The organism is Geminocystis sp. NIES-3709, assembly GCF_001548115.1.
Taxonomy (GTDB): Bacteria; Cyanobacteriota; Cyanobacteriia; order Cyanobacteriales; family Cyanobacteriaceae; genus Geminocystis.
Window position 1 is genome coordinate 384,073 of record NZ_AP014821.1, and the last position, 15,723, is coordinate 399,795.

Here is a 15,723-nt window from a genome sequence, read left to right on the forward strand (position 1 = left end):
TTACCTCATATTTTACTTCTTTCTTTACTCAAGGAATTAGAAACAATAAGAATATGGTTAAATAGTAGTGGTTTTGATTTTTGCTTAATCAGGTGCAGGATCTGAGTTTAACTTAAGTATTTGTATTTAGTGCAAAAATGGGATGTTCTGAGTTCTCTTGGCTTCAAGTTTAATTTTTCTTCTTCATTTTGGCGAAGGTACTGTATTAAATGGTATATTTTGAAAAGTCTATTTTTATAATTTAATTTCTATGAAAATTATTGACTCTAAAGGTCGTTTATTCGGTAAAGTAAATATTTTAGATTTAGGTGCGATCGCCGTTATCCTATTAGTGTTAATCGGTATCTTTATTGTACCAGGTCCAACAGGATCGATCGCTCAAGTGGGAAGTGGTGCTAGTGATACGATCGAATTAAATGTATTAGTTAGAGGTTTAAGCGTGAAAGATGCTCCACAATTTCTTGCTTCTTTAAAAGACACCACGGTTAAAATTATTGTCAGAAATGAACCTTCAGGCACATTAAAAATAGAGTCAGTAGAAGAATTGCCCAATTATATTATTGCTAGTCAACCCGATGGCAGTGTCAAAGCTGTACTTGATCCTCGTCCCATTGTAGCATTTAGTACTGATATGTTAATGTTAACCAGTGGAAAAGGACAAATGACTGATGATGGAGCGGTGTTAGCTAATCAAAAAATTAAAATTGGTACGGTATTAGAGCTAGATGGGAATAATTATAACTTCAGAGGTAGTGTTATAGGTGTAAATAAGAGAAACTAATAAAAAATAATTTCCTCTTGTTTTCGGGGAGATTATAACTTCATATAGATATAATTTTACGGATAAAGATGAAAGTAGTAAAAAGATTTAGAACTCAAATCTTAAATTTTCAGCCTAAGAATTTAAAATATTGTTTTTATTTATAAAATTTGTCACTAAAAACTAAGAGATTTTGTTTTTAAAATTTAGTAAAAAATATGGAAATTAAATATTTTTGAGATTATCAATTTATTTTAAGCCACAACCCCTTTAGACACAAAATCGAATAAAATAAAGCCTACAGAAAAAGCGATAGAAGCCATCACAAAAATAAAAAAAAGTACTTGTGAATTATTATTATTAAACTTTTGTAAATCTAAACGAAGCAAAATATTACTGGAAGTTATAACTAATAAATCCGAGAAATAATCGAAAGAACAAAAGACAAAAACAAGAACGATTGACCAAAATAAAATAGCAATAAAAGCCTTTAAATCGGAGTTAATACTTTCTTCAAAAATAATAGTAATTAAAACCAAAGGACTGCTCAAAATTAAGGAAAGAAAAACAGTTCCAAACAATATTGATAACTTAATAATTAAGGGTAATAAATCCTCTTGAATTAATAAATTAATAATGGTATTTTGTTCTGTAATTATCTTAGCCCATTTATTGGCTAAATTCGCGATCGACCATCCCACGACTGCATAAGTGCAGAAGAAAAGACTTAGAGAAAGAAAGAAATTCGTGTCTAGCCAAGAAGATTCCTTCCTTATATCATTAAGAGATTTTTTACTTGGCATAGCAACGGTATTTTTATCTTTCAAAAGTAAAACTATCTATCAAAAAAGAAAAAAAATATTATTTCTGTTAGAGGGTTTCAAAATTTTATAAGTAAACCCTCCGTTAAAAATCAACCAATAACCAATCAAAAATTCCTATTAAATTTAAGACATAAATTGAACTATATAATCGAAATAAGGACCCGTTTCTTCTCCTTCTTCTTTACTAAGTAAAGCTAAGGAAGCCTCTTTTAGACAACGAATAGACTCTATCATTCCCGCTAAAGGAACTCCAAGAGAATTGTACATTTCTTTTACTCCGATTAAGCCAATTTTTTCGATCGGTTCTTTATCCCCAGCTAAAACTCCATAGGTAGCTAAACGTAAATACCAACTAAAATCTCTTAAACATTGATTATATTGCTTTTGTCCAGAAGCATTTCCACCGGGTGCTCTAAAATCAGGACGTTTTCTGAATAATTCCCGACTAGCTTTTTCTACGATTTTTTTCTCGTTTTCTGCTAGAGTTTCAGCAATTTTTAATCTTTGTAAACCGGAGTCTAAAAAAGTTTTAATTCCTTGTAATTCACCGCTACTGGGGTAGCGTAATTCATTATCTGCTTTGAGAATAACTTGACTAACTATGCTCATTTTATTAACGAGTATTATTTTTTATATGATTAGTTTAACCTAATTTGGTCGCTCTCTTAGAAGCTATAACTGTTACAAATTGTTGAAAAAAATCACAAATCTTAACAAAAATAACCAAAGACAAAAGAAAAGTATTGTGAGGTATTAACGCACCTACAAAAAAGATCTCATTAAATTTATTTGCGTAAGTGAGAGGGTAATTCAATATGAGGTAAAATTGGACGTAAATCATCGTAAGAAATAAGTCCATAGTTAAGAATAGTTGGTAGAGGTAAATGACAATCTATAAGTGTCGTTCTTATACCATATTTAGATTTGCCACCATCAATGATTAAAGATACTTCATCCCCAAAAAAATCTTTTGCCGTGTCGGCATTATTTGCTCTTAATTCACCTCCTAAACTAGCAGTACCTGCCACAATGGGAAAAAATGATTGTGTCACTAAATTATAAATAAAATCATCAGGACAAGAAACAAAAATCGTCTTATGTCCTGCGGTGACAACGTCAGGAAGATTTTGACGATGAGGAATAATTATACTAATGGGATAAGGGAATTTATTCACTAAAATTTTTGCATCTTGATTTAAAACTGCATATTCAGAAATTTTGTGTTGATTAGAAAGTAATGTTAATGGTTTAGGAGGATTCCATCCTTTTAATTCATGAATTTTATTAGCTGAAGAAGGAATTAAAGCGTTTGCTAAAAGGAGATAAACTATATCGGTATGCAAGACAATGATTTCTCCCCGAGCTAAGTAATCAATAATTCGGGGAATTATCTTGATGGATTTTAGACAAGTTTCAGTCATGATTCTTTTTTGTAAATAATGTATCTAATTTTACATTATGCAATTATGGGATTATGTAATTTTTAGATTGAAAATATTTATTTAATACATAACTAGAAAAGTTCTAAAAAACAGAAAACCTACTTTCATTAGTGAATTTTATTGAACCAGCAAATTAAAGTGATAAAAGTTTCATCTTTTTGAGACGATTAAAATAATTGAAATATATCTCGACAAAATTCCTTGAGTTTATTGGTAATTTCTTCCGTCGGCAAACATCTGCCTTCTAATTGCCAATTATCGACGGTGGAAAGTCGCCACACTTCTCCTGTATGATTAAATCCTGCGGTTTCGATCCCAATTAAACGTTGTTTGTTATCGACTAAGTCTTGATGAAATCGAATTTGCAGTAAAATACTCCTACTTTGAATTTTTCGACTCCAACCGGGAAAATGAAAGGCAATATCGATCGAGTCAGGATCAACTAAATTAATAGTATCAGGATCGTTATGCCAAGGTTTGAGATCTGCTTTCCCATCAGGAAAATATTGTTTAAATAAATTGACGATAGAAGCGATTTTGCTAGTAATTTCTAATCCTTTTGCTTGTTCAGATGCGTTCATAAACCTTTATATTATATTTTTTTAGAATAGAATTAGTGGTAGAGTGTTTAAGCAAAACAGGAATTTTAAATTCTCGTAAGCCATAAAAATTAAAGGTTTTCATTCTACATTCTCAATTCTGGATTCTGACCCTAGACTCCTTTTTTTACGGTTATCTTCGTAACGATTTTGTTTCTAATTAGAAGAAGTTTCTTTTTTTACTAAAGGTTCAATATCTTTATTAGTAAAAAATTTACGAGTATCATTTAATAATTTTTCTCCCCAAAGATTTTCTTTTAAAAATTCAATACTTCCATAGCTGTTATCCATTTTTAGAGCCGTTTGTCCTAATTTTACTGCTTCTTCCTGTTTTCCTTGAGCATAAAGACCTACGGCGATCGCCAAAGTGGGTTCGGCTTGTTTAGAGTCAATTTTCAAAGCCTTACGCCATGATTCAATAGCTTGATCAATTTTTCCTTGTTCATACTTAATCAAACCAATATTATTAATAGCAGGCCAAAATTCAGCTTCTAATTTTACAGCTTGTTGATAGGAGGCGATCGCCTCAGAATATTTAGTTAATTTAAAGTAAGCATTACCAAGATCAAAATAAGATTGAGGTACTTCTGTATTTATTTTTAAACCTGCTTGTAACTCTTTGACTGAAGCCTCATAATCTCCCACTTGAAAATAAGAATTACCCAAGGAAAATAACACATCAGCTTGTTGAGGAGCTAACTTTTTCGCCTCTTGTAAGGCTTTTACCCCTTGTTCAAGATTATTTGATTGAATTTCTAAAGTACCTAAAATAAACCAAGGCTCATAACGATTCGGAGATAATTGCACCGCCAATTTTGCCCTAGATACTGCTAATTCATATTCTTGAAAACGAGTTAATTGAACAGCATCTTGTAACAACTGAGAACCATAATTATCAAAAAAATCCTGATTCAATTCAGGAGTATAGGGTAATAAGGCTTGTGCTTTCAAAGCGGGGGAAAAAGAGAAAATACCGAAAAAAACTAAAATAGAGAGGAGATAACGACGGGATAACACTATTTTTAACAAGCTAATAATAAAAAATCTGGACAATTTCAATCTTAGCAGTATTTTCAAGTTCCTAGTACTTGTTTTTGAGCAAAAAGCCATAGTAAAAGAATAGGATATAGAATAAAAATTTTTTTACAGAATAGTTTCATATACATTATTAATGTTCTAATGATCTTTTTTTAATTAAGATAATTGACCAATTAATTTACTAAAAACTATAGTTTTAGGGGAAGAAATTTTCAGCATATTTTCTGGAGAATCATGGATATTTTTATCTTTTTTTCTCTTGTTACTACGCATTGGTACAAGAATCTTCGCAAAGCTAACAAAACGATAATTATAATTGTCTAAAAAATTCAAATTTTGCCAAAACTCTTTACCTATAATTTGAAAATATTTTACCAAACACTTACCTCCTTTTAATTGTTGTATAATTTCTTTGTTATCACCCTTACCTGATTTCATTTCAATAAATATGATAAATTTACGATTTTCTTCATAACTAATTATTATAAAATCACATCTTTTACATTCTCGTTTTGTATTTTTGAATATACTTTCAGGGGATTCAAAACAATCACTTTTTATTACTATGGTTTCCTCTGGAATATTTTTAATTGTTACTGAATATTCATGTCCATCAATTTCTTTTAAAATGACTTCTTTTTTCTTGTTATTAGTAATTAAATTAAGTTTACTATTATCATTAATCATCTCGTCAAGAATTTGAAGATCATCTGAATTATACACTCGAATTATTCCCCCCAAATAATCTCATCCTGAATACGATTCATCGTTTCGATCGTATCATCAAAGCTACTAACTTCAATACCCAAATCAGGAGTTATATCTGCTTCTACTAAAGTCTGACAACGAGTACGACGTTGACGATTATCTAAAGAGATTAATTCTTCTTTGGCTATATAAACTTTTAATTGATTTGGAGATAATAATTCTTCTTTTCGATAACCTTCACGCAAAGCAATTTCTTGTAAATAAGGTTTATCTTGATTTAACATTATTAGAGTATTTAATTCTTTAATAATATAATCACTGTGAGTAGTAATTAATACTTTAATATCTAAATTAATTAATCTGGCTAAAAGTCTAGCAATTAAACGCTGATTTTCTGGGTGTAAGTTTAATTCAGGTTCATCAATTATTAACAAATCTCCTTTTTTAGCTATATGTTTAAGATAAAAACCTAAATCTAATAATGATCTGACACCACTAGAACTTTCATCCATTGATAACTTAATTTTTTTTCCGGTTGGGACAAAATAAATTTGATCATTTTTATTAATATTATAAATACCCCCAATAATATTAGTAAAATCATTTAATATATCAGGATATTCTTTAATAATAAAACTATCTTGTTTAACAATAATATCAAGATCTTTGATAAATTCAATATTTTTTTTAACAGCTAAAGGATATTTAATTGTTTTTGCTTCATGTAATAAAATACGAGGAGTTTCTAACTCTTGTCGGAAAATTGCAGTACCTGTTCTTTCTGCACTAACAATAAAAGGATTAGGAAAAAATTGAGAAAAAACTATATTTTTAATAATAGATGAAATAATTTTTTTTATAACATTTTCAGAAATTTCTATTTCCTTATTTTCTGATAATAAAGTAATAACTAATTCTTTTGAATCTTCTTTTTTTTCTAAGGAAAATATTTGCTTGTTTGTCGAACCAATAAATTCTTCATATTTTTGATTAAGTTGATTTTTTCCCAAATCTATATCAATAGAAAAACTTGTATTTTTAAAGCTATTTTCAGGGGAGGAAAAAACGAAGGGTAATAAGTCAATATATTTACGGCATCCGTATTCAATAATCTGTTGACTATTATCTAAATATTTTCCTAAATTTATATGAACGATTCCTTCCCTTAATAATTTTTCAATATCAGTTTGTTCTATTTCACAACTAATAATATTGTGCCAAAAATTTAAGAATCCAAATAATGAATAAGTTACATAAGTTTTTCCAGTATTATTCTTGCCACAAATAATTGTTAAATCACCTAAAGTAAATTCTGCTTGTTTAAAAATACCCAGATTTTTTATTTTTATTTTCATAAATTAAATAACTATTTGTGACTGTAGAAATAAAAATTACTTTAGATATTGTCAGTTTTAAAAGTTCCCCAATTTGGGGACTTATATATTTAACTATCCAAACTTTTATTAAATACTAATCGATCGTCCTCAAAAGTCACCATCACTTTATCTCCTTCAGTGAAAGTATTTTCAAGAATTTTTGTAGCTAATGGATTTTCTAATTCTCTTTGTATTGCCCGTTTTAATGGACGAGCGCCGTAAGTAGGATCATAACCGACATCTACGATATAGTCTTGTGCTTCAGGAGTAAGTTCGATCGAAATATTTTGTTCTCCTAATAGTTTTTGTAACCTGACAAGCTGTAAACTGACAATTTCCCGTAACTCCTCTTTCTTCAATCCATGAAATATAATTAAGTCATCGATACGATTGAGAAATTCAGGACGAAAATGCTTGTTTAAAGCCACTAACACTTTATCTTTCATCGCTTCGTAATTTTTATCATCCCCTGCCAACTTCAAAATATATTCACTACCGATATTAGAAGTCATGACAATAATAGTATTGCGAAAATCCACCACACGCCCTTGACTATCCGTAATTCTACCATCATCTAAGACTTGCAAAAGGATATTGAACACGTCCCGATGGGCTTTTTCTACCTCATCAAGTAAGACAACGGAATAGGGGCGACGGCGTATAGCTTCCGACAATTGCCCCCCTTCTTCATAACCTACATATCCCGGAGGCGCACCAATTAACCTCGACACTGCGTGTTTTTCCATATACTCAGACATATCAATTCTGATCATAGCGTCTTCTGAGTCGAACAAAAATGCGGCTAAAGCCCTCGCTAATTCGGTTTTTCCGACACCTGTCGGCCCCATAAACAGGAATGAACCGATCGGACGACTGGGATCTTTCATTCCAGCTCTAGCCCTGCGTATGGCAGCGGAAACAATGGCTACGGCTTCATTTTGTCCGATAACTCGATCGTGCAAATGAGATTCTAATTCGAGGAGTTTTTGGCGCTCGGTTTCCAAGAGACGATTAACGGGGATACCAGTCCATCCTGCCACAATTTCAGCAATATCTGACTCCGTGACATCTTCCCTGAGCATGGCGTTTTCCTGAGACTGAATTTCGAGTAATTTCACTTCCTTGCTCTCAATATCCTGCTGTAATGTCTCTAATTTGCCATATTTTAACTGGGCGGCGGTGTTCAAATCATAAGCTCTTTCGGCTTGTTCAACTTGTAATCTTAGCTCTTTTTCTTCTTCTTTTAAGGCATGAATTTCGTCTAATAATTCTTTTTCGATAAGCCATTGAGAAGACAATTCTCTCTGTTTGATTTGTAAATCATCAATTTCTGCGGTGATGCGCTCTAAATTATCCTGCGCGGATTTATCATTTTTTTCCTCTCCTTGCAATGATAACTGCTCCATCTGCAACTGCATCAAACGTCGATCGAGTACTTCCAATTCTACAGGCTTTGAGGTGATTTCCATTTTCAATTTAGCCGCCGCCTCGTCAACTAAATCAATGGCTTTATCAGGTAAAAATCGTCCTGTAATATAACGATGAGAAAGAGTTGCCGCCGCAATCAAGGCAGAATCGGTAATTTTCACCCCGTGATGGACTTCATAACGCTCTTTTAAACCCCGTAAAATCGAGATGGTATCTTCAACACTAGGTTGTTTGATATACACTTGTTGAAAACGTCTTTCAAGGGCGGGATCTTTTTCAATATGTTTGCGGTATTCATCAAGGGTACTCGCCCCGATACAGCGTAATTCTCCCCTTGCCAATAAGGGTTTAAGAAGGTTTCCAGCGTCCATTGCTCCGCCTTCCCTTGAACCTGCACCCACTACGGTATGAAGTTCATCGATAAATAAAATTATTTGTCCATCGGAGTTGATAACCTCTTTTAATACCGATCGAAGTCTCTCCTCAAATTGTCCTCGATATTTAGCACCAGCGATTAAACTGCCCATATCAAGGGAAATCAATTGACGATTTTTCAAGGATTCTGGCACATCACCATTAACAATTCTTTGGGCTAAACCTTCTGCGATCGCTGTTTTACCGACTCCCGGCTCACCAATTAACACGGGATTATTTTTCGATCGTCTTGATAAAACTTGAATAACGCGCCTAACTTCATCATCTCTACCGATAACGGGATCAAGTTTACCAGCTTTCGCTTCTTCTGTCAAATCTCGTCCAAATTTAGTTAAAGGAGGCTCTTTTTCCGTTGTTTCTTCAGGCTCTGTCGTTTGGGCTTCTTCTTTCTCAATCTTAGTCTTAAAATCTTTGACTTTGATTTGAAAATCTTGAGGATCGATATTGAAACTTTTAAGAGTTTTTTTCCCAATACGTTGATCTTCGGAAAAAGCAACTAATAAATGAGAAATGCCGATAAATTCATCCTGCCAACTTTCTCGACAAATTTCTGCTCTATCCAACATTGAATCTAAACTGCGTCCTAAGTATAACTGATTGACGCTAAACATTCTTGGTTGACGAGTGGCAAATGTCTGTAATTGCTTATTTAAAAGAGTTGTATCAATATTGGCTTGACTAAAAATTTTTGTGGCGATCGTATTTTCTTCTAATAAAGCTAGTATTAAGTGTTCTACTTCTAAATTTTGGTTTTTTAACTCTTTACAAATATCTTGCGATCGCACGATGGCATCCCAAGCAATTTCAGTAAACTTATTCGGATCAGTTGGCTGCATCTTATATCATTTATTGATTATCACAGATCAATTATTAATCTTTTTTAACAAAATGTCATCTAGCTTTTAGGTTTTAGCTGTTAGCTGAGGTTTATCCAAATCGAAATAAGGGCAAAAGCCCTTACTAATAGGTATTGAAAAAAATATTTTACTGAGGCACAGAAGCTAAAGTTTCAGCAGAAGCATTCTTTTCTTGGTTATTATTTTGATTTGCTAACCATAAAAATACGACTAAAGGTAAAATTCCTAATAATATTCCTAAAACAATAGGTAAATAGAATCCTGCACCCATACTCATCACCATCGCAAAACCAAAGTTTCCGATATATACTCCAGCAGGAATAGTGAGAGAAATGTTGTCAAAATCTAAGGGTTTCAAGTTCCAAAGATAAGTAGCTACAGTCATAAAAATAAATCCTGTACCAAACCAGCCGATAAAGTTTTGATAAGGCATTCCGAAAAATTCTCCGGGTTGATCCCATAACCAGAATGGTACTGTTGTTTGACTCATAGCCGGATCTAAAACAAAATCCCATGACATTAATAGTAATGAACCAAATACGATCGAGCCTAAATCTTTTAACCAAGAATGAATTGCTAATTTATTTAAGCCAACTCTAGCAATGAGATAACTGCTAAAACCAAGATAAAACCAAGATAAAGGAATGGTAAAAGGCACTAAACCTGATATTTTGTAGCCTAAACCAGAAAGGTAGTGATAAGCACCAAAGGGGAATCCTGTACTTGTACCTAATAATTCGCTAATGAGAGAAATTCCCAAAGCAGGAATCATAAAAGCTAACCAGTGAAATGTACCTAATTGACGATAAGCATAAATAGCGATCGCAGCCCACCCTAGAATCATATATACAACTCCTCCTCCAATCATTGACCAGCTAAAAGCCCATTGTCCAATTTCTGGTAAACTGGCGATAAATTCCGGGTGAGGTAAAACCAACAGTAATCCGGCTAAACCAAAGATCATTGCCACGACATGGCTGATCAAAAAATAACCTTCTTTTTCTCTAAATATGTCTTTAAACAAGGGTTTTTCTCCTCTCAAGTTGCACTTTTCTATCATGAAAATTACCGAAATTGGTAAAATTAAATTTATTCTTCATATTTTACAAATATTTATTAAGTTTTATGTAGAATCTTATCAAAATTTACTCGATCGATGATATTTGGGGTTGATGAAAAAGTCTTTTGATGAAGAGTAGGTGTTAGGTATTAGGTTTAATAATTAAAAATCAACCTATAAAAGCTATCAGGAGTGAAGTATAAAAAAATATTTTTAGATTCCTTCAAAAAGAGGACAATAACCATCTGCAGGTACTTTTAAAGTATTAAGTGGAGAATCATTATTGCTACAAATTTGCTCTCGATAATAAATACAATTACCACAGGATTCAGGGTTTAATTGACGACGCAATATACTATTCTGTTGTAATAATTCTCTTTGAGATAATCCTCTTAATACTAACTCTTCTCCTTGCCATCGAGCTTCAACTAATCCTGTATCAGCAAAATTTTGCCAACGAGGATCTCTGTTAATTTGTTCAGGCAAAGTTATAGTAATATATGCCCCTGTTTCGTTTAATTCCCCTTCATAGTTGGTTTGAGGAGTTACTTTTGGTTGCATAAACTGCGCACCAATGGGCAAATCTACCGTGATACCTACAGAAGGAGAATGTAATTGATAACGATTTTGTAATTCTTCTAAACTGGTTAAATCGGCTAGATAATTGGGTGATCCATGAATAAATACAATATGTTGTGGACGTAAATTATGAACGAGTTGAGTTGTATTTCTTCCGTCACTATGTTCTGCTAGAAGGTAGTTTTCGACGAGGATGTTTTTAGGGTTAATATTCGTAGTAAATTCTTGAAATATAGAGCTATGATTGATTTTAGATTGTTCTGGTATCAAAACTAACCATTTTTCCCGACTTTTACCACAATATTCTTGTAAATGGCTTAATTTGTCTGTTAAAACAATGCTTGGAGAAATTGTTAAATCATGACGAGAGGAAACCTCTGTAACTCGACGCATTCTTGGTTTGATTTTATCATCCCAAAATAAAGATTGATGTTTAGCAAAATTCTGCACATTAGCCGGAAAATAGTCCATTAATTCTAAATACAAGTCACAAGCCGTGGGTAAGTCTCCATCCACCCATATATCTAAGTTTGTTCCTGTAAATTGATGATGCGATCGTAACAATTTTAACAATTCTTGTCCTAAACCAAAAGTAGGTACCGGCAAAATAACATTAATATTACTATTTAAAGCCGTTTTGATTCTTTCCATTAAATGCTTTTCTTGTTGACGGCGATGAGGATGTCTTGCAGTACCATAGCTACCTTCAACAATTAATACATCTGGATTTAATCCTCGCAAACTATCAAGAGATAATCCTTCCACCAATTGTAAATTAGATAAACAAAAATCTCCCGTGTAAAAAATTTTATAAACTCGATTATTGTAGCTATATTGAAATAAAAAACAAGCCGCACCGGGTAAATGTCCAGCAGGATATAATTCTACTGTTAAATCTGATTGTAAACTAATTGGCGATCGCCAAGGCAAAACTTGAGCAAAAGAATTAGTATTATTTTCTTCTAGCCAATTTAGAGGTAATAACTTAGCCGTAACATCACTGGTGTAAATAGGTAATTTAGGAAATTGTTGATGTAAAGACAATAGACTACGTGCATGATCTTGATGAGCGTGACTACAAAAAACCCAATTCGCTGGGGGTTGATTTGAAGGAGAGAAACAGTCTATATCGGCGATTCCACAATCAAGTAAAATGCGATAGTTGCCAATTTGAAGTAAAATGGCTACCCCCTCAGTATAGTTACCCACACCGAAGGGATAACAGGAAAGAGGTACTTGCGGTATTGAAAGTATTTCTTGCCGCCTGATCATATATCCTAATCTTTAATGTGCCGAACCGTTACCATCATAGTCATCCGTATCATAAAAACCATTCCTAGTACCAAAAAACAACGCTGATACGATAAATAATCCTGTTAAGATTACTATTAATATTTTAACATCCATAAGTCATGATTTCTCCATATTATTGACCTTTGATCTGTATGATATAACAATTGATAGTGAAAAGATAAATAGAACCTCAGTTCGATATAAAACTTTCGATAGTTCGATATAAAACTTTCGATGAAGATAGGAGATAGGAGACAAGAGATAGCAATAATAATTGGTTTAAATATTAGTCTATTAGTCAAATTGATTTTAGATAATTATTTACGCTTATTTAATTTTTTTGTTAAGGTAAAATGTGCTTACCTAACATTCTTAAACTCTTATTAATAAAAAGGTTTCTAACATCGAACTCACGTAAATAGAAGGTTAAAAAAATAGTTTTAGCAGTTGACTTTTCTAATAGTCAATTATACGACTATGTCTAAGAAATTTTTATTTACTTTGATTAAGACAATAATTAAGGGTTTTTACTAAATTAGTTTCTACTTCTGGTAAAAAGTATTTTTCCCTCAGAGGGGTTTTTGTTAAAAAACTATTCACTATTTCTATCCATTCTTTATCTTGTTTTGGCAACAATAGACCATAATAATCACAGTTTAATGGTAATGAAGGTACTATCTGATATTCTTTCGGATTTTTGAGAGATGATAATTGATTTTCTAATAGAATTCTACTGTCTATAATTGCATCGATCGAGTTATTTTCGAGAGCTTTTATTTCTTCTTTGAATCCTTCTAATTCATTAAAGTATATTGGCTTAACTTGGGGATATTTTTCTGCTAAAAAAGTTGCAGTAGAAGTATTTTTTATAACCCCTATTCTAAAATTTTGTAGAGATTGATTTGTATTAAATTTATTATCTAAAGCTTTCGGAATTAGAAAGTAATTACCCGTGACGAAAAAAGGAATAGAGAAACTAGCATCTTCAAAAGTTTTAATCATGCTATTTGCACCACATTCTAAATGAACTTGATTGGTTTTAACTAAATCAAAACGATTGTTTAAATTAGAAGGTAAAAAAACTATATCAGGCTTTAAAGATAAATCTAGTTGAGTTTGTAAGTAAGTGGCTAATTCATCACCTAAAAATCCACAATAACCTTCCCAATATCCTTCATTATTGATATAGCCAAAAGGAGGACTATTTTGGGGATAAGCAACTTTTAAGATCCCATTACTTTTTATATCTTCTATTATGGAACGATCGTCATTTTCTAAAGGAAAAGAAACGACTAAAGGAGGGATAATTTGTAGAGGTAAATTATTACCATAAACTTGAATAATATTGTCTGGTGTTAAATTACTAATTTGAGAGACTTTAAAATTCTCTGAGCCAGAAAAATCTCCATAATTAGCAGTTAAATAAGCTAAATATTTTTGATTATTATTTAAGTAGGCTTCCATAAAAGCCACGGCTATTCCATAAAAGTATTGACTTGTTATCGCTCTATTTTTTCCAATTAACACTTCTGGCATATTATTCAAAGTGTACTCTGGAATTGGCTGAGTCGAACTAAAATGAGTACCCGGTTGGAAAAATAATAAATATTTAAAAGGACTTTTTAACCACAGAAAAGGATGTATTTGTTCGATGACAACAGGAGTAATAACGTCATTACTTCCTGCAGTGATCATAATTGGTATTTTTATCTTACTCAAACTTTCAGGCCCAAAAATAGCACTTGTGAGAGGATGAGTCGATATTATGGCTTTTATTCTCGAATCTTGAAGATTGTATTCTACGGGGGGAAGATGACTTGCTTGGCATTGTAAAATCAAAGCCGTGTTAACAATCACTTGATTTTGCTGACATTCTGTCTTTAGTCGTGCTATGTTTAAGGGAGCACCGGCTAGAGACAAAACTGTAGTACCACCTAATGAATCCCCGATCGCACCAATTTTACTAAAATCGACTCTTTTTTGCCAAATTTCTTGTTTAGAGGCTAATTCTTTGATTTTATCTATCACTGAGGATATATCTTGAGGCCTAGCTATATATTCTACTGGACTTAATGCACTGCTTAATGTACCTTTTAATAATTCTTCTCTATATTGTAAATTACTCCCAATATGCTCAGGCACTGCTACTATAAAACCATAACTAGCTAAATGTTGAGCTAAATTGACGAAATTTTCTTTTAATGAGCCAAATCCGTGAGATATTAGTATTAATGGTTTTTTTTCTTCTTGATTTTGAGGAAAATAGACATCTACCTCGAAACTATATTCTCTGACAAATCCTTGAGTTGTTTGTCTTAAGTCTTGTCTTTCCACCATGATAGTTTCTTGACTGACTTGATACTTTCCTTTCTGACTCAAGTTTTCTAGGGTATTTAAGTTGGTATTTGCAAATTGTGCTTTTTCTGTGTTAGCTTGAAGCTCGATCGATTTTGCAATAGCATCTCTATAACTTTGATATGAAAACATATCATCTTTTAACTGTGCTAACAATTCTAAATTAACAAAAACACCAGAGGCAGGAAAATTACGTAAAACGTCAAGAATTGTCCATGAGGATTGTTGATTAGCGGTGGTTAAAATAGCACCACGAATAGCATAAAAACCATTTTTATCTCTATGAGTTGAAATTACTTTTCCTAATTCTGTCAATAAATCTTCTCCTAAAGAAGTATGACTTAATTTAGAAACAATTATCTTGTCAAAATTATAATTTTTATTAAGAAAAAAACGAATTTCTGCTAAGGTTTTTTCATCTAAAGATGATGTATATTGCTTTAGATCACTTTTTAATTCACCGGTTTTAGCAAAATGTTCTAAAGAATCGATCGAAATAGAAAAAACAAGAGAATTATAAACTAAATTAATTTTTTCAGCCGCTTCAATTGATTTAGGAAAAAATATTGTTATTATAAGACTAATACTAATCCATATAATTTGTTTTTTCATAATTAATCATAATAGATACTTTGATAAAATGAGATTCAAATAAATAATCTTAAAGAAAAACTGAATCTTAAACAAATTGTTACAAAGAATATTGTATTAAGAGAGTATTTTCCATCAAGAATAGTTAAATTGATAAAAAATTATGAATAATATTTTGAGCTTCGTGTCTGATTATAAGTTCTGAATAGTTTCATTAGACATAATGGTATTAGAGGAAATAGCATTTATCGTCTTAACTAAAATCAATGACATCCCTCAAATTATTCAAGAATGTTTTTGAGAATAGAATTTTAATCTATTTTTTTGAATGTTTCAAGTTTAATCTTTACAAAGAATAGTTAAGTTTTCTATCAAAAA

13 protein-coding genes are annotated in these 15,723 nt (G+C 31.8%); 1 reads left to right on the forward strand and 12 read right to left on the reverse strand.

All coding sequences use genetic code 11. The annotated features are described in order from the left end of the window. Positions 1–250 precede the first annotated feature (250 nt). Complete coding sequence (locus tag GM3709_RS01590; protein ID WP_066115637.1) at positions 251–781, forward strand: DUF4330 domain-containing protein; 531 nt, start codon at positions 251–253, stop codon at positions 779–781. 233 nt (positions 782–1,014) lie between these two features. Here the strand turns inward: GM3709_RS01590 and GM3709_RS01595 are convergent, their stop codons facing one another. From GM3709_RS01595 to GM3709_RS01645, 12 genes are all read right to left on the reverse strand, one after another. Beyond that, positions 1,015–1,587, reverse strand: coding sequence for a hypothetical protein (locus GM3709_RS01595; RefSeq protein WP_231937598.1), 573 nt, complete (start codon positions 1,585–1,587; stop codon positions 1,015–1,017). A gap of 120 nt (positions 1,588–1,707) precedes the next feature. Beyond that, positions 1,708–2,193 (reverse strand): allophycocyanin subunit alpha-B, encoded by a 486-nt coding sequence (locus GM3709_RS01600; RefSeq protein WP_066115642.1) that lies wholly within the window; start codon positions 2,191–2,193, stop codon positions 1,708–1,710. Positions 2,194–2,369: 176 nt separating this feature from the next. Further along, the gene (locus GM3709_RS01605) at positions 2,370–3,005 is read right to left on the reverse strand and encodes an L-threonylcarbamoyladenylate synthase (protein WP_066115644.1); all 636 of its coding nucleotides are present in this window, start codon (positions 3,003–3,005) and stop codon (positions 2,370–2,372) included. Between the two features lie 188 nt (positions 3,006–3,193). Then, positions 3,194–3,607: a hypothetical protein gene (locus GM3709_RS01610; protein ID WP_066115646.1), complete on the reverse strand. Its 414-nt coding sequence runs from the start codon at positions 3,605–3,607 to the stop codon at positions 3,194–3,196. A 174-nt stretch (positions 3,608–3,781) separates the two neighbouring features. Then, a complete protein-coding gene (locus GM3709_RS01615) occupies positions 3,782–4,678 on the reverse strand; it encodes a tetratricopeptide repeat protein (protein WP_315863042.1) in 897 nt (298 codons plus the stop codon). A 141-nt stretch (positions 4,679–4,819) separates the two neighbouring features. Further along, complete coding sequence (locus GM3709_RS01620; protein WP_071828068.1) at positions 4,820–5,350, reverse strand: hypothetical protein; 531 nt, start codon at positions 5,348–5,350, stop codon at positions 4,820–4,822. Positions 5,351–5,391: 41 nt separating this feature from the next. After that, positions 5,392–6,726 (reverse strand): ATP-binding protein, encoded by a 1,335-nt coding sequence (locus GM3709_RS01625; protein ID WP_066115650.1) that lies wholly within the window; start codon positions 6,724–6,726, stop codon positions 5,392–5,394. 89 nt (positions 6,727–6,815) lie between these two features. Then, positions 6,816–9,446: an ATP-dependent chaperone ClpB gene (gene clpB / locus GM3709_RS01630; protein ID WP_066115652.1), complete on the reverse strand. Its 2,631-nt coding sequence runs from the start codon at positions 9,444–9,446 to the stop codon at positions 6,816–6,818. Positions 9,447–9,594: 148 nt separating this feature from the next. Further along, complete coding sequence (gene cruF / locus GM3709_RS01635; RefSeq protein WP_082712918.1) at positions 9,595–10,527, reverse strand: gamma-carotene 1'-hydroxylase CruF; 933 nt, start codon at positions 10,525–10,527, stop codon at positions 9,595–9,597. Between the two features lie 213 nt (positions 10,528–10,740). Then, on the reverse strand, positions 10,741–12,378 hold the full coding sequence (locus tag GM3709_RS01640) for an MBL fold metallo-hydrolase (protein WP_066115654.1): 1,638 nt from the start codon (positions 12,376–12,378) through the stop codon (positions 10,741–10,743). Between the two features lie 12 nt (positions 12,379–12,390). Then, on the reverse strand, positions 12,391–12,513 hold the full coding sequence (locus tag GM3709_RS21615) for a hypothetical protein (RefSeq protein ID WP_255359679.1): 123 nt from the start codon (positions 12,511–12,513) through the stop codon (positions 12,391–12,393). Positions 12,514–12,891: 378 nt separating this feature from the next. Then, complete coding sequence (locus GM3709_RS01645) at positions 12,892–15,366, reverse strand: alpha/beta hydrolase (protein WP_066115656.1); 2,475 nt, start codon at positions 15,364–15,366, stop codon at positions 12,892–12,894. Between the last annotated feature and the right edge of the window lie 357 nt (positions 15,367–15,723).

What these genes read in the sequence shown, in the direction of transcription:
- GM3709_RS01590 (WP_066115637.1), top strand. Translation starts at nt 251, where the DNA reads ATGAAAATTATTGACTCTAAAGGTCGTTTATTCGGTAAAGTAAATATT.
- GM3709_RS01600 (WP_066115642.1), bottom strand. Translation starts at nt 2,193, where the DNA reads ATGAGCATAGTTAGTCAAGTTATTCTCAAAGCAGATAATGAATTACGC.
- GM3709_RS01605 (WP_066115644.1), bottom strand. Translation starts at nt 3,005, where the DNA reads ATGACTGAAACTTGTCTAAAATCCATCAAGATAATTCCCCGAATTATT.
- GM3709_RS01610 (WP_066115646.1), bottom strand. Translation starts at nt 3,607, where the DNA reads ATGAACGCATCTGAACAAGCAAAAGGATTAGAAATTACTAGCAAAATC.
- GM3709_RS01620 (WP_071828068.1), bottom strand. Translation starts at nt 5,350, where the DNA reads ATGATTAATGATAATAGTAAACTTAATTTAATTACTAATAACAAGAAA.
- GM3709_RS01625 (WP_066115650.1), bottom strand. Translation starts at nt 6,726, where the DNA reads ATGAAAATAAAAATAAAAAATCTGGGTATTTTTAAACAAGCAGAATTT.
- clpB (WP_066115652.1), bottom strand. Translation starts at nt 9,446, where the DNA reads ATGCAGCCAACTGATCCGAATAAGTTTACTGAAATTGCTTGGGATGCC.
- cruF (WP_082712918.1), bottom strand. Translation starts at nt 10,527, where the DNA reads ATGATAGAAAAGTGCAACTTGAGAGGAGAAAAACCCTTGTTTAAAGAC.
- GM3709_RS01640 (WP_066115654.1), bottom strand. Translation starts at nt 12,378, where the DNA reads ATGATCAGGCGGCAAGAAATACTTTCAATACCGCAAGTACCTCTTTCC.
- GM3709_RS21615 (WP_255359679.1), bottom strand. Translation starts at nt 12,513, where the DNA reads ATGGATGTTAAAATATTAATAGTAATCTTAACAGGATTATTTATCGTA.
- GM3709_RS01645 (WP_066115656.1), bottom strand. Translation starts at nt 15,366, where the DNA reads ATGAAAAAACAAATTATATGGATTAGTATTAGTCTTATAATAACAATA.